This is a genomic window from Peribacillus sp. NPDC046944 (assembly GCF_050272735.1).
Taxonomy (GTDB): Bacteria; Bacillota; Bacilli; order Bacillales; family DSM-1321; genus Peribacillus.
In genome coordinates, this window is record NZ_JBNNML010000023.1 from 1 (window position 1) to 17,408 (window position 17,408).

The following is a 17,408-nucleotide window of genomic DNA, read 5'->3' on the forward strand; positions in this document are numbered from 1 at the left end:
AGAGACCCAAGCTCTTAATCTTGAGCAAAATTCCAAGAAAATATCAAAAGGGATTCGGAATGAAACCATTCCGAACCCCTTTTGTCTACAAACTGGGACCGGCAGATAATCTGCCGGTCTTTTTGTGGATTAAAGGGGAGTCACTTAAGACATGTGAATATTTACTAGTTATAACGTATCCACACCGGGTAAGAGAGTATCATCCTTCGAATAAGGACTTGTCTGTATACACCAAGCTCAAATAAGGGGGATGATTGGCATGTTCGGTTTGTCTGATATCACTAAATTTCTCTTTTCCTTTTTTCTGATTTTACCGGTTGTCACGCTCATTCATTTAGGTGGGCATCTATTCTTTGTCACGCTATTTGGCGGTACGGAGAAAAAAATCAAGATCGGATGTGGAGATAAGATTTTCTCCTTTTGCAATATAGAAGTGAGAAAATACTACTTTTGGAATGGGCATTGTGAGTTCAAGGGATTAAAATATGATAATAAGTTCACGAATAGTTTGATTTATCTAGGGGGAGCCCTCTTTAACCTAATTAGCATGTTGTTGATATATAGTTTGGTTTATCAGGGGATCTTGGAGAAATCGGTCCTCTGGTATCAATTCATATATTTCTCTTTCTATATTATGTTCTTTTCCTTATTTCCGATGTATTTTTCCGATGGGTCGCCAAGTGATGGAAAGGCGGCAGAATTGACATTGAAGAACCAGCTCGATGATAAGGTGACAGATGATGTAGTAGGGAAGAAAGAGGATGAGGACGATCGATGTTGTTGAATAAAGGGACGAGCATAGGCTCGTCCCTTTTTGTTCTTATCCCCAGACTTCTTTGGCGACATCCACAACGAACTTTAACTTTTCCCATTGCTGATCTTCCGTTAGCTTGTTGCCAAGATGTGTGGAAGCGAATCCGCATTGAGGGCTTAAGCACAAGTGTTCATGTGGCACGAATTGTCCCGCTTCTTTAATACGTGATTTAACGGTTTCTTTATCTTCAAGTTCGCCATTCTTCGAAGTAACCACACCAAGAACGACTTGTGCGCCGTCATTTGGAATGTGTTCTAATGGTTTAAAATCCCCTGAACGATGATCATCGTATTCCAAGAAAAATCCATCTACATTTTCCTTGGCCAATAGAGTTGGGGCGATACGGGCATAGCTGCCTTCAAAAGCCCAAGTCGATTGGTAATTTCCACGACAAAGGTGAGTCGTGACAACCAAATCCTCTGGTTTTCCCTCCAACGTCCCATTAATCACGCGCAATGCTAAATCGATTAATTGTTCCCTTGTATAATTCCCCTCTTTGAACTGGAAGTCCGGAGCGGAAAGCCTGGCTATGTATACATCATCTAATTGTAAATAACGTACACCGGCATCGTAAAAGGCTTGTAAAGCATCTTGATAGGCTTTGATAATATCTTTTGCATAGTCTTCGATGTCAGGATAGATTTCTTCATTATGGACCCCTACCGCAAATAATTGATTGGGGCTAGGGATGGTTTGTTTCGCCACAGCCCGTCCGTCCACGATTTCATTAAACTCAATAAAGTCTTTAATAAAGGGGTGATCTGGGTTGAAAGAAATTTTTCCTGTATTCCGAACGTTATAACGTTCTGTTTCAATTCCATCAAAGGTGAGGCCTTTTTCCGTGACATACCCTTCGATTCCATTTAAATGTTCCAAGAAGTCAAAGTGCCACCAGGTGCGTCTGAATTCCCCATCAGTCACTGCCTCTAAACCGATTTCTATTTGCTTATCGACGATACGCTTGATTTCCTTCGTTTCAACGTCGCGTAATTGTTCTGCGGTAATGATTCCTTCTTTCCGTTGCTTTCTTGCCAGATGTATACTTTCTGGTCTTAATAGACTTCCTACGTGGTCGGCTTTGAATGGAGCTTTCGTTAAAGTGATAGACATGGTAGATTCCTACTTTCCTTATTAAAATATAAAAACCTCTTCTTTAAAAAAAGAAGAGGTATAATCAGCAATGCTTATATTCTCTTCTTATCTTCAAGTTGAACACTTCTGGAATTAGCACAGTACAGTAAAGTCTGTTGCTGAGGTATCAAAGGGCCAGTCCCTCCACCTCTCTGGATAAGAAAATGAACTATTCAATTAATTACGACTATACAGGTAGTATTAATAAAGGTCAATAGAAAACAGATAATTTAGAATATAAGCGTTATTAGAAAGTGAGTTTCTCTTAGTTTAAATACTTTTATACACTTTCGCGGTGAAGTATTAAAAAAATCCTTTGACTATTGTCAGAATATTTCTTATAATTGTGTACATTACAGCGAGATAGGGGATTATTCAGATGAGAGATTTTTTTAATAAATTATTAACGGGGATGAGCATAGGGATTGTCGTTTCATTAATTCCGAATGCTTTGTTAGGGGAAATACTTAAACTATTGATTCCACATTTTCCCGTGTTACAGCATATATTCGATATCACCGTTTTCGTGATGAGTTTGTTACCTGTCATGATTGGGGTGATGGTCGGGATTTCGTTCAAGCTACCATCCATTCAAACGGCCAGTATCGGGATAGCGGCCATGGTCGGAAGTGGTGCCATCCAGAAAACGGCTGACGGTTTATTTGCCCTTAATGGGATTGGCGTTGTCATCAATACCGGAATTACCGCGGCATTGACCGTATTGTTCCTGCAATTAATTGGCGACAAATTAAAGGCGTATGCGATTCTCTTGATGCCGACTTTAAGTATCTTGGTACCAGGCATGATTGGATACTTCATTCTGCCATACGTAAAATCCGCTACGGGACTATTAGGAGTCGGCATCGCTAACGTGACGTCCTTGCAACCCATTTTGATGGGAGCCATTATTTCCGTTATCTTCTGTCTTATTATCTTATCGCCCATTTCAACGGTTGGGGTAGCGACGGTCATTATGCTCTCAGGGATAGGATCTGGTGCGGCCAACCTAGGCATCGTGGCAGCTGGTGTTGGCTTAGCCATTGCAAGCTACAAAGCGAATTCATTAGGGACGGCTTTAGCCCATGTGTTGGGTTCCCCTAAGATTCAAATGAGGAATTTCTTCATGAAACCGAAAATTGCGTTTCCCATGTTAATCACGTCAGCTATTCTTGGTGCGTTGGCAGGTTTGTTAAACATACAAGGGACCCCATATAGTGCTGGATTTGGTTTATCGGGATTGGTCGGTCCCTTGAACTACATGAAACTGGCGGAAGGCGGATGGATTTTCAGTAACATATCCATCATGGTCATCATTTTCTTCATTCTTCCGATTGTGTTGAACCTTGTGCTAATCTACGTTTTCTCGAAGAAATTAAAATGGATTAAAGCAGACGACTACACATTGCATTTTGAATAAAAGGAAACCAAATAAAAGAAGCAGTCAGGCGTTTAGCTCTGGCTGCTTCTTTTGATGAGGAGGCTAATTCAAGGGTACTTCAACTTTTAAATCTAGAATCTGCGGTATCTGATGATGGCTAGGATTCATTTCATCCACTTTACTCAGGATAAATACACGTCTAAACGATTCCACTTACCTTCTTTATAGAGGCAAGCTGGACATCGCATCGGTTGAAGAAGAAAATAGAAAGAGCCATAAACCGAAGCGTATCTCGACGGTTCATGGCATCATTCTCACCCCGTTATGAGTTGGTGGATGGGGTGAAGGTCTCTGCGATATGAGAGGTGATTGGACCGTACTTTTCCTGTTCGCTAGCGGGATAGGTAATGATAAAGGTAGTGCCGACCTGATCATTAAAGTAGTATTTCTTATAGATAACGTTCCCATTTTCTTCGTAGGAAATGACATACCAATCGTCTGTAAGTCGCTGATAGGCGATTTCTTCTGTGATACTTTTCAGATCATCTTCATAATACATTTCAATCGTTTCTTCATCGTTGATTACATTCGTATGGCTAGCAAAGGCGGTAATTTCAAATTCCTCATTATAGAACCTGGCTCCATCACCATTGGTTGGCGGGGTGTCCATATTTAAGCCTTTGGGATAATACATGGAAAACCCATAACGGCCATTTTGATATAGTTGGTACGCAGTTTTTTGACCGTCGGCTTTTTCTACGGTTTTCTTATCTTCAGTTTTCTTTACTTTCTTTTCTTCTGGTTGCGTTTCTTCCTGGTCTTTCAGGGCAAGATCGACTTGTTCTGTAAGTTTAGTCAACTCAGATTGATAGCTTGATAGCAATTCATCCGACTCGAAGCTTTTTTCTAAAAGTTGTAATTTCTTTTGTGCTAAACTGTAACTTTCTTTTGCGATAAGTTCTCTCACCAGCTTCATCGTGTCTTCAAACGAAGAAGTTGTTTCCTGATCAGCAAGGATTTCCTCTTTTAGTTTTTTAGCTTCGGTCTGCAACGTGTTCAACGTGCTTTTATTCGTAATGACGGCATTTAGAGATTCAAGGGAAGTATCAAATTCTTTTTCTTCATATGCAGTGACTGCCGTATCCATATGATTTGCCTGATCTAGATAAGCGGAGGCATCCTCATCCCCTTTTTTCTCCTTTAAGGCCAATTCGAATTGGATGGCTGCCTGATGGTAATCCCGTTTTCCTAGATATTCAATCCCCTTGTCCAAAGCATCCTGGTACCCATCATTTGAACATGAAGCAAGGACGCATAAGCAGAGGAGGCTAACGGTTAGTGAAAGTCCTTTTTTTATCATGTAATCTCCTATTCTATCGGTTGACATTTTAGCGTGAATTCATTTTACCAGAGTTTGAATGCTGTAGGGGGGTTTGTAAGACGAATACAGAATTTATATTATTTTGTTTGAGGGGTCATTCATTCATCTGTCTTTATTAAATAGATAAAGAAATAGATATTCATTGCTTTTATTTTACTTATAAACCTTATTTTTCAATTATTTATGATAAAATACCTATATTATATCTAGGTATTTAGGTAAGAGACCAGGGGGAGAATAAAGTATGAATGTAAGCAAATTATTCAAAATAATGATGACTATTCTTTTCATTAGTAGCCTAGCAATTCCGTTCACCGCGACAGCCGATGCGGCGAGTACATCAAGTGCCACTGTGACAGCAAGCAACTTGAATGTCAGGGAGAAGGCTTCCGATAAGGCGAAAAAAGTGGGCTCGTTGAAAAAAGGAACCAAAGTAACGGTCTATTCCAAAACAAAATCAGGATGGTCCGAAATCCGTTATAATAAGAAAAAAGCCTATGTATCCACGGAATTTCTAAAGTTCAAGAAAAAAGTGGCGAGTTATAAAATGGATACGTCCAAAGTGTATGTCTATAAAAGTAATGGAAAAAAATATACCTACTCTAGCACAGGGGCAAAGTACAATAAGGTTTGGACAATCTGGAACGTAAAGGGAGCCGGGGAGAGCTGGACGGATATTGAAAAAGAAACGAGTGAGGGTTATTATATTGGCTGGCCCGAATCAGAGTATTTTATCGCTTTAGGTTACCCGCTAAAGGTCGGAGCTAAATGGGAAAGCTGGGATGGAAGTAATACGTATATCGCTAAGGTTACATCGATGAGTAAGACCGTCAAAACACCAGCAGGGACCTTCAATAAGGTTGTGGAAGTAAAGGAAAGTGATGGTTCTACTAGATATTACGCGAAAAATGTGGGCCTGATCAAAGCCTTCGTCAATGGTGAAAAAACCAGTGAACTAGTCGAATTGAAGAAGAAAAAATAAGACGTTAACTGCCGCTCATCCCGAGTGGCGTTTTTTTATTTAAAGGTGGTCACCTGTTAGAACAGGGCAGATAATATGGTAAGAGGGAGTGAAGGGGAGGTAATGGGTCGTTCCGCAATTACCCAATCTTGAATAAGATGATTCAACGGAGTTTTTTGCATAGGGCAAGGGAGGGAAACCATGTTTGATAAATTCAAGGATATAATAAATAAGGCTACAACGGAGGGGGTTTCCATCCCCATTACGGCAAAGATGATGGCAAGTTTAATAGAAAAGAAGTCAGGTGAAGAAGACATTGATGTGCATATTTCACCAGAGTATATCGTGCTGCGCGGGACTACAGAGGTGAAGAAAATGATGTTGAAGAAAAAGGTTGCCTTCACCGTCACGTTGAAGCCGGTGCAAATCGAAAAAAGAACGATTCTGTTTCAGCTTGTTGGGATGAAACCGGTTAATGTTAATTTCATCAACCATAAACTGTTTAATAGACCACCCTTCTTTGAATATCATAATCGGATGATCAAAATTGATTTTAACGCTTGGGATATGGTGAAAAAGGTACCGTTCGGGCAGATTAAGTCATTTGAGCTGGTTGAGGGTGCCTTGAATATCAAATTGGCTCTTTGACTATCAAAAAACAACAAAAGGCCTAAATAATGGCTCTTTATTTAGGTTTTTTGTATGCTTAGGGTACTGCATTCTTTTCTAGTGGAATTTGGATAAATGCGAGCGTCCTTATGGAATGATGGTGGGACCTATTGTTTTTACGGCAGGTTCTGATTATGATGGGATTGTTAGCATAGGAGGAGGATATGATGGATCAGAAGATACTGCCTGCTTCGGCAAGCATGAAGGATTTCGAGAGGTTCTTGGAGAGTTCCTATGAGATAGGGGTTTTTCTGGATTTACATATATCACAGCTGAAAAATGTGAGCTTGATGGCCAAGCAACGTAATAAGAAAATGATTTTCCATGTAGATTTGATTCAAGGAATCAAAAGTGATGAGTATGCCACGGAATTCATTTGCCAGGAGGTCCAACCTTATGGCTTGATTTCGACAAAGTCCAGTGTGATTTTAAAAGCGAAGCAAAAGGGCGTTGTCGCGATTCAACGGATTTTTTTAATAGATTCCCATGCGTTGGAGAAAAGTTATAAGTTGGTAAAGAAGACAAAGCCTGATTATATCGAAGTGTTGCCAGGTGCCATGCCCTGGATGATTAAAGAGGTGAAGGAACATTTGCAAACGCCGATTTTGGCCGGAGGGTTGATCCGTAATTCAGATGAGGTCCTGAACGCACTTGAGGCGGGAGCATCGTCGATCACCACTTCCAAAACGGAGTTATGGAATATGTTTAAATAAAAAATATAAAACAATTTTCTATTTTTTGATAAATAGTTTGACAGCGTTTTCATTAACTAGTATATTAATCTAAAATACAAGTTAATAGATGTGACGGAGATAAGGAGATTCACAACGGAAAATTCCCATTTACTTGTGGGTTAGTTCTGCTGTGGGCCTCCTTTTATTGATTTATGGTCATTATTCTAGAGGGGAAGAGGTTTTAATATGACACCATTTTGGGGAGAAGTAGTAGGTACGATGATTTTGGTTCTTTTTGGTGCAGGCATCGGGGCGGGATCTTCATTGAAAGGATCTTATGCCAAAGATGCTGGATGGATTGTCGTGACGATTGCGTGGGGGTTAGCTGTGACAATGGGTGTTTTTGCAGTCGGTTCCATTAGTGGTGCCCATTTAAATCCGGCTGTCACCATAGGTTTTGCACTTATCGGGGAGTTTCCTTGGGGAGACGTTCCAGGATATATCATAGGTCAGTTAATTGGTGGGATTCTAGGTGCAACATTAGTATTCTTGCATTATTTACCGCACTGGAAGGGTACGAACGATCCGGGTGCCAAGCTTGGTGTATTCGCGACTTCACCAGCGATCCCACATACTTTTTCCAATCTATTAAGCGAAATGATTGGTACATTCATCCTTGTTCTTGGTTTACTATTTATAGGGGCCAATGAATTTACGGAAGGGTTAAATCCATTTGCAGTCGGTTTATTGATTGTTGTGATCGGGATGTCCCTAGGTGGGACAACAGGATACGCCATTAACCCTGCCCGTGACTTGGGTCCACGTATTGCACATTTTCTTCTTCCTATTCCAGGTAAAGGAGATTCGAATTGGGGCTATTCATGGATTCCAGTCGTAGGTCCGATAGTAGGTGGGGGACTCGGAGCCATCTTTTATAAAGCATTCTTTTTAGGTGAAATCACGATAGTAAGTTGGTCTGTTTTTGCAGGAAGCCTAGTATTATTGATAGTGGCTTACGTATTTGGAAAAAAACAGTCGCATGAAATAGAGAGTAAGAATATAGCTAGTTAATTTAAAGAGGTTGGGGGAAAATACTATGAAAAAATACATCTTATCTTTGGATCAAGGAACAACAAGCACACGGGCAATATTGTTCAATGAAAAGGGCGAGTTGGTCCATGTAGCCCAAAGGGAGTTTACACAGCATTTCCCGAAACCGGGCTGGGTTGAGCATGATGCCAATGAGATTTGGGGGTCGGTTTTAGCCGTCATTGCGAGCGTCATATCGGAATCCGGCATAAAGCCTGAACAAATTGCCGGGATTGGAATAACGAACCAGCGTGAAACGACAGTCGTATGGGATAAGGAAACCTCAGTCCCTATCTATAATGCCATCGTATGGCAATCCAGACAGACGAGTGCCATCTGCGAAGAGTTGAAGGAAAAAGGTCATAATGACATGTTCCGGAAGAAAACGGGATTATTGATTGATGCTTATTTTTCCGGTACAAAGGTGAAATGGATCCTTGATAATGTGGAAGGTGCACGTCAAAAGGCCGATGAAGGCAAACTACTATTTGGAACGATCGATACGTGGTTGATCTGGAAGCTCTCAGGAGGAAAAGCCCATGTGACGGACTATTCCAATGCTTCAAGAACGTTGATGTATAACATCCATGAACTGAAGTGGGATGAAGAGATTCTGGAAATCCTGGATGTTCCAAAGTCCATGTTACCGGAAGTCAGACCTTCTTCAGAAGTGTATGCGAACACGATCGAATATCATTTCTTCGGGCAATCGATTCCAATTGCCGGTGCAGCAGGTGACCAACAAGCCGCTTTATTCGGCCAAGCTTGCTTTAATCAGGGAATGGCGAAAAATACGTATGGAACAGGATGTTTCATGCTTATGAATACGGGTGAAAAAGCAGTCGATTCCGAACATGGCCTATTGACGACGCTTGCCTGGGGATTGAATGGCAAGGTTGAATATGCACTGGAAGGCAGCATATTCGTAGCCGGTTCTGCAATCCAATGGTTACGTGATGGCATGCGGATGCTGAATAACGCCCAGGATAGTGAGGCGTATGCAAAACGAGTGGACAGCACGGATGGCGTCTATGTGGTGCCAGCCTTCGTAGGACTGGGAACCCCATACTGGGACAGCGATGTACGTGGCTCTGTATTTGGACTAACACGCGGGACAACGAAAGAGCACTTTATACGCGCTACCCTTGAATCCCTTGCCTACCAAGCGAAGGATGTCCTGGATGCGATGGAAGCAGACTCAGGTATTGCGCTGAAGACATTGCGAGTGGATGGCGGGGCAGTGAAGAACGACTTCTTAATGCAATTCCAAAGTGATTTATTAGGGGTACCCGTGGAAAGGCCGACACTGAATGAAACGACAGCGCTGGGTGCCGCATACTTGGCTGGACTAGCGGTTGGCTATTGGAAGGATCAAGAAGAAATCGCCCAGCAGTGGGTAATAGACAAGACTTTCACGCCTTCCATGGAAGAGAAGGAAAGTGAAAAATTATACGAAGGCTGGAAAAAGGCCGTGCACGCGGCAATGGCTTTTAAATAAAATAAGCAAAGTCTTTTAAATACAGGCAACACTATGATATACTGAAATCAAGTTAATAACTCGGCCGGAGAATAGGAGAGACCACGAATGCGTTATCGAGAAATCGATGATGTGCATTTGTGGTCTCTTTCTCTATATTTATATCCTGATTATGGTTATTGGCTTACTAGAATGGGAAGATAATAGAGTATATGCTGATTATTAGAAGAACCAACAAGATAACACCCCAAGGAGGAGTTAGATATGAGGTTTTCAAATAGATATAGAAAAGAAACAATCGATAAATTAAAAAAAGAGAAATTTGATTTAGTTGTAATAGGTGGAGGAATCACCGGTGCAGGGATAGCATTGGATGCGACCGTACGCGGCATGAAAGTGGCATTAGTTGAAATGCAAGACTTTGCGGCTGGTACATCAAGTCGATCAACCAAGCTTGTCCACGGTGGATTGCGTTACCTTAAGCAGTTGGAAGTGAAGATGGTTGCCGAGGTAGGTAAAGAGAGAGAAATCGTTTTTGAAAATGGACCGCACGTAACGACACCGGAATGGATGCTCCTTCCGATGCATGCAGGTGGGACATTCGGCAAATTCAGCACATCTATCGGTCTCCGTGTCTATGATTTCCTTGCAGGCGTCAAGAGAAGTGAACGGAGAAAAATGCTTACTGCGGATGAAACCTTGAAGAAAGAACCGCTTGTTAAGAAAGACGGGCTTAAAGGCGGAGGGTATTATGTTGAGTACCGTACGGATGATGCGCGTCTGACGATTGAAGTCATGAAGGCGGCCGTCGATAAAGGGGCGACTCCCATCAACTATACGAAGGTAGAAAAATTGGTCTATGAAGATGGTAAAATTGCTGGAGTAAAAGTCCGGGACGTACATTCAGATGAAGAATACGAAATACTTGGAGCAAAAGTGGTCAATGCAGCTGGACCATGGGTCGATTCAATTCGTGAAAAAGATAACTCGAAAAAAGGAAAAACGCTTAAGCTATCCAAGGGTGTTCACATCGTCATTGACCAATCGAAGTTCCCTTTGAAACAGGCCATTTATTTCGATACGCCGGATAAACGGATGGTCTTTGCCATTCCGCGTGCGGGTAAAGCTTATGTGGGAACGACAGATACCTTTTATGAAGGAGATCCGATAGATCCGGGTGTAACGCAAGAAGACCGTGATTATATCTTGAAGGCGATAGCTTTCATGTTCCCTGAAGTGAAGGTTACGGATGCAGATATCGAGTCAACCTGGTCCGGTGTAAGACCATTGATTCTGGAAGAAGGCAAGGACCCTTCTGAAATTTCACGAAAAGATGAAATATGGGTGTCCGATTCAGGTCTTATCACGATTGCCGGTGGGAAATTGACCGGGTACCGCAAAATGGCCAAAACGACCGTAGACCTAGTGGCCAAGAAGTTTTCAGAGGACTTGAACAAATTGTTCGCAGATCATAGTACAAAACGGATCCGCATTTCAGGTGGAGATGTAGGTGGGTCGAACAACTTCCCTGAATACATCAAGAACCATATTCAAATGGGTGTAGATGCAGGGCTCTCTGTTGAAGATTCAAGAAAGATCCTGTCCATGTACGGGTCGAACGCGCCGGTGTTATTTAACATTGCCATCAATGAAAAGGATGGGGGAAGCCGTACAGGTCTACCACAAGTGTTATTCGTACAATTGCAATATGCACTGGACCATGAAATGGCAGCCACTCCTGTAGATTTCTTCTTCCGTAGAACTGGAACGCTTCTGTTTGATATCGATTTGGTTCAAACTCATAAAGAAGCCGTAACCAACTACATGGCTGAATACTTTGGTTGGAACGAATCAGTTACAAAGAAAAGAACAAGCGAACTGGAACACGCAATACAAGGCGCTACTTCAGTCTTGTGACCTCCATATGAAAGTAGAAACGCCAGCGGATAACGCAGGCGTTTCTTTTTTATGCTGTCAAGAAGGTTCCCCTTTTTTACGACAAAATTATTTCAAATGTAAGAAAAACTAACATAACATATTGTGGAAAAATATAAATTATTATATAATTTTGAATATTCTAATCGATAAAAGGGGGAACTTACTTGAAGGAATTCATAGACGCTTTGAATGGAGTGTTATGGAGCTCACCGGTCATTTATATCTTATTGGGGGTCGGGCTATTATTCTCCATATTGACGCGTTTTCTACAAGTTAGGCATATTAAAGAAATGATTGTATTGATGTTCCGGGGAAAGAGTTCGAAAGCGGGGGTTTCTTCATTCCAGGCTTTATCCATTGCCCTTTCAGGACGTGTCGGGACAGGGAATATAGCTGGGGTGGCGACGGCCATCGCCTTCGGTGGACCAGGTGCGGTTTTTTGGATGTGGGCCATTGCTTTCATAGGGGCATCCAGCGCATTCATAGAATCTACGTTAGCCCAGATTTATAAAGTGAAGCAAGACGGTCAATATCGTGGGGGTCCTGCTTATTATATTGAAAAAGGGATAGGTTGGAAATGGTTCGCCGTCCTTTTCGCAGGCGCGGCACTTATCGCAATGGCAATTCTTATGCCGGGCGTCCAGTCCAATTCCATTGCCGCCGGAGTGGAAAATGCCTTCGGTGTTGAGCCGTTCATCACAGGAATTGCCGTGGTCCTTTTACTTGGGTTCATCATATTCGGTGGCGTAAAGAGGATCGCCAATGCCGCACAACTGATTGTTCCGTTTATGGCCCTCGGGTATATTCTATTATCCGTTATCATCGTCTTCATGAATATCACAGAATTACCCGGTGTCATATCATTAATATTTAGAAGTGCTTTTGGTCTGGATTCAGCATTTGGCGGGTTGATCGGGATGGCCATCGCGTGGGGAGTGAAACGCGGCGTGTACTCGAATGAGGCTGGTCAAGGAACGGGTGCTCACCCAGCAGCTGCAGCCGAAGTTTCCCATCCGGCCAAGCAAGGCCTTGTCCAAGCTTTTTCCGTTTATATAGACACCCTATTCGTTTGTTCGGCTACTGCCTTCATGGTCTTATTCACAGGCATGTACAATACGCAAGCGGAAGATGGGACATCAATCGTGAATAACTTAGGAGAGGTGGAACCGGGTCCAGGCTATACACAAGCGGCCATTGATAGTGTGATTCCTGGGTTTGGTGCAGGATTCGTGGCTATAGCCCTCTTTTTCTTCGCCTTTACGACCATCATGGCCTACTATTATATCGCAGAAACGAACATTGCTTACCTGATGCGAAATCGGAATAGTAAATGGGCGATGCACACCTTGAAGGTCATTATCCTTGCCGCCACTTTTTATGGAACGATCCGAACGGCAGAAGTGGCTTGGGCCTTAGGGGATGCGGGGTTAGGAATCATGGTATGGCTCAATGTCATAGCGATTCTGATTCTAGCCAAACCAGCACTCATAACATTACGGGATTACGAGAAACAAAAGAAACAAGGGGTGGACCCAGTTTTTGATCCAAAAGCATTGGGGATTAAAAATGCGGATTTCTGGGAGCATGAATATATGAAGGATGAAGAGAAAATATCATAATCCTATGAAATGATATATGTATTTCAATTAAGCTAGCTCGAGTAATCGGGCTAGCTTTTTTTTGATGTCATTACCAAAAAGGGAACTACATATTATGAGTAAAGAAATGGATAGCGGACTAGCGGAGTCGGGCGTGTCTTCATATTCACAAAGGTGGTAAATGGACCAATATTATACATTTGGTTATAATGAGACTATCTATAGGTAATCGTTCGTTCAGTTAATGTCACGGAAAAGGGAAAGTAAATAATCCTTCACTTAAGTTTGGTGAGAAGTTCGTAAAAAAGTGGTGGTAAAGGGAGGCGAGTGGAATGGTTGCCGTATTGGTTGCTGTATTTAAAGAAGTTGGAGAAATAGTGAGCTTGGTATTAGGATTGATTATCGCCTTGATGCTGATGGTTGGGTTGGGTGTAGCCCTTACAAAAGTACAAGAATCCGTTCTAGTACCCGCTGTTCGCAAGATCAAGAAAATGATGAGTAGAAGTTAGCGTAGATGCCTTCACTCCCCGAATCATTCTCGCAATATTCCCTACCTGACGAGATAAAAGCGGAGTGTAAAGAACACTCCGCCGTGTACTACTATTTTAATATAAAACTTTACCGTCTATGCTTGAATTAAAGGGTGACAATAATCGGGCCATTTTTAGTAAGGATAATCGTATGCTCCAATTGAGCTACAAAGCTTTTTTCTGTGGCATAGGTCCAATTATCTTCTTTTTGGAATACTTCTTCTTCAAAGGTTGAAATAAATGGCTCGAATGCGATAACCATCCCTTCCTTTAGTATTTCGTTATCCCAAGGATCATAATAATTACAAATATGGGCAGGTGCTTCGTGGATCTTTCGTCCGACACCATGTCCCGTAAGATTTTCGATAACAGTGAATCCATGTTGTTTCGCGGTTTCAAAGACCGCTTTTCCGATTTTGCTTTTCTTGGCACCAGGTTTTGCTTTCTTGAGACCTGCATCAAATGCCTTTTTAGCGACATCGCATAGTTTCGTTAAGACTTCATTGCCCTCTCCTACTACAAATGAGATTCCTGTATCTGCGAAATAACCATTCTTTGAAGCGGAGACATCTATATTTACGAGATCCCCTTCTTGAATAACCCGTTCACCTGGAATGCCATGCGCCACTTCTTCGTTAATGCTAATGCAAGTATAACCAGGAAAATCATATTCCCCTTTTGGGGCGGAAATGGCACCTGCCTTCTTTAGCAGTTCTCCAGCAATATCATCAAGTTCTTTGGTCGTTACGCCAGGGACTGATCTTTGTACCAATTCATCTCTAATGGAGGCAATAATTTTGCCGATTTCTTTCAAGCCATTAAAATCTTCTTCAGTCTTTGCAATCATTCTTTCACCTCATTAATTATTTATATTAGAGTTATTAATTGTACCCTTATTTCCACTTTAGTTAAAATAAATGTGAAAAAGTGCCTGACGAATTTATTCCGAAAACAGTTAGCTCCTTCACTCTTCTAAAAATATCAGAAACACAAGAAAAAACAACTGATGAGTGGCTGGTTTGAATCGTCCGATGTGAGATGAGAATGGTATCGAGGCAAGGGTAAGCAAAATGTAGCTATTTCAACGTAGAGGGAAAAAGCATGAATTACTGTTAAGGCGATTATAAAGGGAAGTTTTTTGAGAAGAAAAGGGGAGGGATACAAAGAAAAACCCTTTGCTTAAAAGCAAAGGGTTTCGAAGTATGGAGACTAGGGGGATCGAACCCCTGACCTCTTGGCTGCCAGCCAAACGCTCTCCCAGCTGAGCTAAGCCCCCGGGTTATGGTACAATAATTATTTTATTCGGAATCCGAAGAAAAGTCAATATTAAATTTTATAATTTGTAAAATGAGTAAGAAAAACCCGTTTGAAGGAATTCAAACGGGTTTTGTACATTAGCCATTTTCAATTTCCACTCTGGATATTTCACTGAGTTTAGAGACGGTATAGTACACCTCGGAAGTCTTGACTTTATAATCGACCAACACTTTTAGTGTTAAAAGGTGAAGGTCTTCTTCGACATCTTTAATCCGAAGCGCCTTGATGTAAATATTCTCTTCTTTAATTTTCTTCAGTACGATAGCAATATCATCTTTACCCTTGATCTCTAGCTTTAGAAAGATTTCCTTTTGTCTCAATTTTCTTGGTCCGAGCCAAGTGACAAGGGACGGCACCAATTCGACACTGATGATTAACAGGATGACTCCAGCGATCGCTTCAAGGAAGAATCCTGCCCCGACCGCAATCCCAATACCTGCGGCACCCCATATGATGGCGGCGGTCGTTAAACCGGAAATGCTGTTATTATCGCGACGCAGGATGACCCCTGCACCGATGAAACCGACCCCTGATACGATTTGGGCCGCAAGACGAAGAGGGTCCATCGTGATATTAACATCGTCACTGCCTGGAAATTTATAAGCTGATTCCAACGAAACGATTGTTAATAAACAGCTGACGATGGAAATGACCAGACTTGTTTTTAGTCCGACTGGTTTCCGTTTCATCTCCCTCTCTAACCCAATGATTAATCCGAGGAGAGCCGAAATCCCTAACTTTATCAATATCTGCAGTTCAGATTGAGGTTCGAACACCCATTCCATACCATTCACATCTCCTCAGAAAAGATAGAAGAATTAATAATCTATTCAATATTGCCCATTTCAAATAAACTATCCCTTATAATTCTACCATAGTAAAATAAACTTCAAACTAGAATTCGGGGAAAGAGGAGAGAGAATGCAGCCCAAACCAAAAATGAATCCCTATTTGGCTTTAGCTATAGGAGTAGCCTCGGTTTCTTTTTCGGCGATCTTGGTCAAATTAGCAACTGCGCCTTCGGGAATCATTGCTTTTTATCGATTATTATTTACCGTTCTATTGATGCTTCCTGTTTTCCTTATCAAGTACCGGCATGAACTCAAGCTCATCCGGAAAAAGGACTGGTTGTTATCGATTGCCGCTGGTGTGTTTCTAGCCTTTCATTTCATACTGTGGTTTGAATCGCTCAATTACACATCTGTGGCCAGTTCGACAGTCCTTGTCACACTTCAGCCGTTATTCGCTTTCGCGGGGGCTTACTTCTTTTTTAAAGAAAGGTTTTCGTTGAGAGCGATAGGTAGTGGCGTCATCGCGATAGCCGGAAGTTTTGTCATCAGCTGGGGAGATTTCCGAATCAGCGGGATGGCACTTTGGGGGGATGTCCTAGCCCTTATCGCATGTGCATTAGTAACGGGTTACCTATTGTTTGGACAGAGTGTTGTAAAACGTATCTCTTCTATAACATACACATTTGTCGTGTATAGCATTAGTGCGGTTACTTTGTTCGTCTATGTTCTTGTTAAAGGCGAGGCACTCGCGCCCTATGCCGTTGAAGATTGGATCTATTTCATTCTTCTTGCCATCTTTCCAACGTTATTAGGACATTCGTTATTCAACTGGACATTGAAATGGCTAAGTACTACAACCATTTCGATGGCGATACTTCTGGAGCCGGTAGGAGCCACGGTCCTTGCTTACTTTATTCTCGATGAGCCTATTCTATGGACTCAAGTTCTCGGAGGCACCATCATCTTGGTTGGTCTAACGACGTTTTTAAAAGCTGAAGGGAAAGAAGGTTGAAAAAGACTCATATAAAAGCAGTAAGTCTGACGCGACTTACTGCTTTTATTCATAGGGATAGAATAAATAGGTCATCCTGGTGAAAATCAAGGCGAAGATAAAGCTGAATAAGAAGGTCGTGCCGTTCACTTTCCCTTTTTCTTTACTGAATTTAATGGCTTCATAAAAAGCGGTGCAGAATAAATAAAGAGCCATGCTATAACAAATGAGTAGCGCAACCAATAAAAGATTCATCATTTCACCTCATAAAAAAGATATCAATCTATCTATATATAAATTCAAGATGAAATATGCGGGATATTTTAATTTTGTTACGGAGATAAAGTGAATGCAGGGGAAGTTTATATAGAAGAAATGAAAATGAAAACTTTTTTAAAAAAACTTTGTAAAAATATATTGCAAACATTTTTTATACATGGTATATTATTTCTTGTCGCTAAGACAGCAACTTAAACGGCTCAACAAGCTGTTGAAAATTATTTTAAAAAAGTTGTTGACAAACAGCAGCGAAACATGATAAACTAACGAAGTCGCTTTGAGAGAAACGACAACGAAATTGCTCTTTGAAAACTGAACAAAACAAAGCGCCAACGTAAATTTTGAGTGAGCACACACTATAAAAAAGCAAAATGAGCAAGTCAAACATTT

The 17,408-nt window shown here is 41.6% G+C and carries 16 protein-coding genes, 1 tRNA gene and 1 riboswitch; of the genes, 11 read left to right on the plus strand and 6 right to left on the minus strand.

Going from position 1 to position 17,408, the window contains the following annotated elements; translation table 11 throughout:
* Window positions 1–259: 259 nt before the first annotated feature.
* Complete coding sequence (locus tag ACQKIC_RS20620) at window positions 260–784, plus strand: hypothetical protein (protein ID WP_402876034.1); 525 nt, start codon at window positions 260–262, stop codon at window positions 782–784.
* A gap of 36 nt (window positions 785–820) precedes the next feature.
* On the opposite strand, the gene ACQKIC_RS20625 is transcribed toward ACQKIC_RS20620, so the two are convergent.
* Window positions 821–1,924: a 5-methyltetrahydropteroyltriglutamate--homocysteine S-methyltransferase gene (locus ACQKIC_RS20625; protein ID WP_402989843.1), complete on the minus strand. Its 1,104-nt coding sequence runs from the start codon at window positions 1,922–1,924 to the stop codon at window positions 821–823.
* 84 nt (window positions 1,925–2,008) lie between these two features.
* Window positions 2,009–2,108: riboswitch (SAM riboswitch) on the minus strand.
* A gap of 216 nt (window positions 2,109–2,324) precedes the next feature.
* Here ACQKIC_RS20625 and ACQKIC_RS20630 point away from each other — a divergent pair.
* Window positions 2,325–3,362 (plus strand): PTS transporter subunit IIC, encoded by a 1,038-nt coding sequence (locus ACQKIC_RS20630; RefSeq protein WP_427592225.1) that lies wholly within the window; start codon window positions 2,325–2,327, stop codon window positions 3,360–3,362.
* 283 nt (window positions 3,363–3,645) lie between these two features.
* Here ACQKIC_RS20630 and ACQKIC_RS20635 read toward each other — a convergent pair whose 3' ends face one another.
* Window positions 3,646–4,683, minus strand: coding sequence for a hypothetical protein (locus ACQKIC_RS20635; RefSeq protein ID WP_427592226.1), 1,038 nt, complete (start codon window positions 4,681–4,683; stop codon window positions 3,646–3,648).
* Window positions 4,684–4,948: 265 nt separating this feature from the next.
* Here ACQKIC_RS20635 and ACQKIC_RS20640 point away from each other — a divergent pair, with 265 nt between their 5' ends.
* From ACQKIC_RS20640 to ACQKIC_RS20675, 8 genes are all read left to right on the plus strand, one after another.
* Window positions 4,949–5,686, plus strand: a complete 738-nt coding sequence (locus ACQKIC_RS20640) for an SH3 domain-containing protein (RefSeq protein ID WP_402876041.1) — start codon at window positions 4,949–4,951, stop codon at window positions 5,684–5,686.
* A 180-nt stretch (window positions 5,687–5,866) separates the two neighbouring features.
* Window positions 5,867–6,313, plus strand: coding sequence for a hypothetical protein (locus tag ACQKIC_RS20645; protein ID WP_402876043.1), 447 nt, complete (start codon window positions 5,867–5,869; stop codon window positions 6,311–6,313).
* A 188-nt stretch (window positions 6,314–6,501) separates the two neighbouring features.
* Complete coding sequence (locus ACQKIC_RS20650; RefSeq protein ID WP_402876044.1) at window positions 6,502–7,047, plus strand: glycerol-3-phosphate responsive antiterminator; 546 nt, start codon at window positions 6,502–6,504, stop codon at window positions 7,045–7,047.
* Between the two features lie 207 nt (window positions 7,048–7,254).
* A complete protein-coding gene (locus tag ACQKIC_RS20655; protein ID WP_402876046.1) occupies window positions 7,255–8,079 on the plus strand; it encodes an MIP/aquaporin family protein in 825 nt (274 codons plus the stop codon).
* Between the two features lie 25 nt (window positions 8,080–8,104).
* The gene (gene glpK, locus ACQKIC_RS20660; RefSeq protein ID WP_402876048.1) at window positions 8,105–9,595 is read left to right on the plus strand and encodes a glycerol kinase GlpK; all 1,491 of its coding nucleotides are present in this window, start codon (window positions 8,105–8,107) and stop codon (window positions 9,593–9,595) included.
* Window positions 9,596–9,838: 243 nt separating this feature from the next.
* Window positions 9,839–11,491, plus strand: a complete 1,653-nt coding sequence (locus tag ACQKIC_RS20665; RefSeq protein WP_402989837.1) for a glycerol-3-phosphate dehydrogenase/oxidase — start codon at window positions 9,839–9,841, stop codon at window positions 11,489–11,491.
* Between the two features lie 185 nt (window positions 11,492–11,676).
* Window positions 11,677–13,131 (plus strand): alanine/glycine:cation symporter family protein, encoded by a 1,455-nt coding sequence (locus tag ACQKIC_RS20670; protein ID WP_427592227.1) that lies wholly within the window; start codon window positions 11,677–11,679, stop codon window positions 13,129–13,131.
* Window positions 13,132–13,442: 311 nt separating this feature from the next.
* Window positions 13,443–13,619 (plus strand): hypothetical protein, encoded by a 177-nt coding sequence (locus ACQKIC_RS20675; protein WP_402876053.1) that lies wholly within the window; start codon window positions 13,443–13,445, stop codon window positions 13,617–13,619.
* A gap of 127 nt (window positions 13,620–13,746) precedes the next feature.
* On the opposite strand, the gene map is transcribed toward ACQKIC_RS20675, so the two are convergent.
* The 3 genes from map to ACQKIC_RS20690 all read right to left on the minus strand — a co-directional run bounded on the left by map (window position 13,747) and on the right by ACQKIC_RS20690 (window position 15,742).
* On the minus strand, window positions 13,747–14,487 hold the full coding sequence (gene map / locus ACQKIC_RS20680) for a type I methionyl aminopeptidase (RefSeq protein WP_402876055.1): 741 nt from the start codon (window positions 14,485–14,487) through the stop codon (window positions 13,747–13,749).
* 356 nt (window positions 14,488–14,843) lie between these two features.
* Window positions 14,844–14,916: transfer RNA gene (locus ACQKIC_RS20685), tRNA-Ala, on the minus strand.
* A 118-nt stretch (window positions 14,917–15,034) separates the two neighbouring features.
* A complete protein-coding gene (locus ACQKIC_RS20690; RefSeq protein ID WP_402876056.1) occupies window positions 15,035–15,742 on the minus strand; it encodes an MgtC/SapB family protein in 708 nt (235 codons plus the stop codon).
* A 136-nt stretch (window positions 15,743–15,878) separates the two neighbouring features.
* On the opposite strand from ACQKIC_RS20690, the gene ACQKIC_RS20695 reads away from it, so the two are divergent.
* A complete protein-coding gene (locus ACQKIC_RS20695) occupies window positions 15,879–16,760 on the plus strand; it encodes a DMT family transporter (protein ID WP_402954150.1) in 882 nt (293 codons plus the stop codon).
* Window positions 16,761–16,805: 45 nt separating this feature from the next.
* On the opposite strand, the gene ACQKIC_RS20700 is transcribed toward ACQKIC_RS20695, so the two are convergent.
* Window positions 16,806–16,994 (minus strand): hypothetical protein, encoded by a 189-nt coding sequence (locus ACQKIC_RS20700; protein WP_402876058.1) that lies wholly within the window; start codon window positions 16,992–16,994, stop codon window positions 16,806–16,808.
* Between the last annotated feature and the right edge of the window lie 414 nt (window positions 16,995–17,408).

Coding starts and splice junctions, on each gene's coding strand:
- ACQKIC_RS20620 (WP_402876034.1), top strand. CDS start 260: ATGTTCGGTTTGTCTGATATCACTAAATTTCTCTTTTCCTTTTTTCTG.
- ACQKIC_RS20625 (WP_402989843.1), bottom strand. CDS start 1,924: ATGTCTATCACTTTAACGAAAGCTCCATTCAAAGCCGACCACGTAGGA.
- ACQKIC_RS20630 (WP_427592225.1), top strand. CDS start 2,325: ATGAGAGATTTTTTTAATAAATTATTAACGGGGATGAGCATAGGGATT.
- ACQKIC_RS20635 (WP_427592226.1), bottom strand. CDS start 4,683: ATGATAAAAAAAGGACTTTCACTAACCGTTAGCCTCCTCTGCTTATGC.
- ACQKIC_RS20640 (WP_402876041.1), top strand. CDS start 4,949: ATGAATGTAAGCAAATTATTCAAAATAATGATGACTATTCTTTTCATT.
- ACQKIC_RS20645 (WP_402876043.1), top strand. CDS start 5,867: ATGTTTGATAAATTCAAGGATATAATAAATAAGGCTACAACGGAGGGG.
- ACQKIC_RS20650 (WP_402876044.1), top strand. CDS start 6,502: ATGGATCAGAAGATACTGCCTGCTTCGGCAAGCATGAAGGATTTCGAG.
- ACQKIC_RS20655 (WP_402876046.1), top strand. CDS start 7,255: ATGACACCATTTTGGGGAGAAGTAGTAGGTACGATGATTTTGGTTCTT.
- glpK (WP_402876048.1), top strand. CDS start 8,105: ATGAAAAAATACATCTTATCTTTGGATCAAGGAACAACAAGCACACGG.
- ACQKIC_RS20665 (WP_402989837.1), top strand. CDS start 9,839: ATGAGGTTTTCAAATAGATATAGAAAAGAAACAATCGATAAATTAAAA.
- ACQKIC_RS20675 (WP_402876053.1), top strand. CDS start 13,443: ATGGTTGCCGTATTGGTTGCTGTATTTAAAGAAGTTGGAGAAATAGTG.
- map (WP_402876055.1), bottom strand. CDS start 14,487: ATGATTGCAAAGACTGAAGAAGATTTTAATGGCTTGAAAGAAATCGGC.
- ACQKIC_RS20690 (WP_402876056.1), bottom strand. CDS start 15,742: ATGGAATGGGTGTTCGAACCTCAATCTGAACTGCAGATATTGATAAAG.
- ACQKIC_RS20695 (WP_402954150.1), top strand. CDS start 15,879: ATGCAGCCCAAACCAAAAATGAATCCCTATTTGGCTTTAGCTATAGGA.
- ACQKIC_RS20700 (WP_402876058.1), bottom strand. CDS start 16,994: ATGAATCTTTTATTGGTTGCGCTACTCATTTGTTATAGCATGGCTCTT.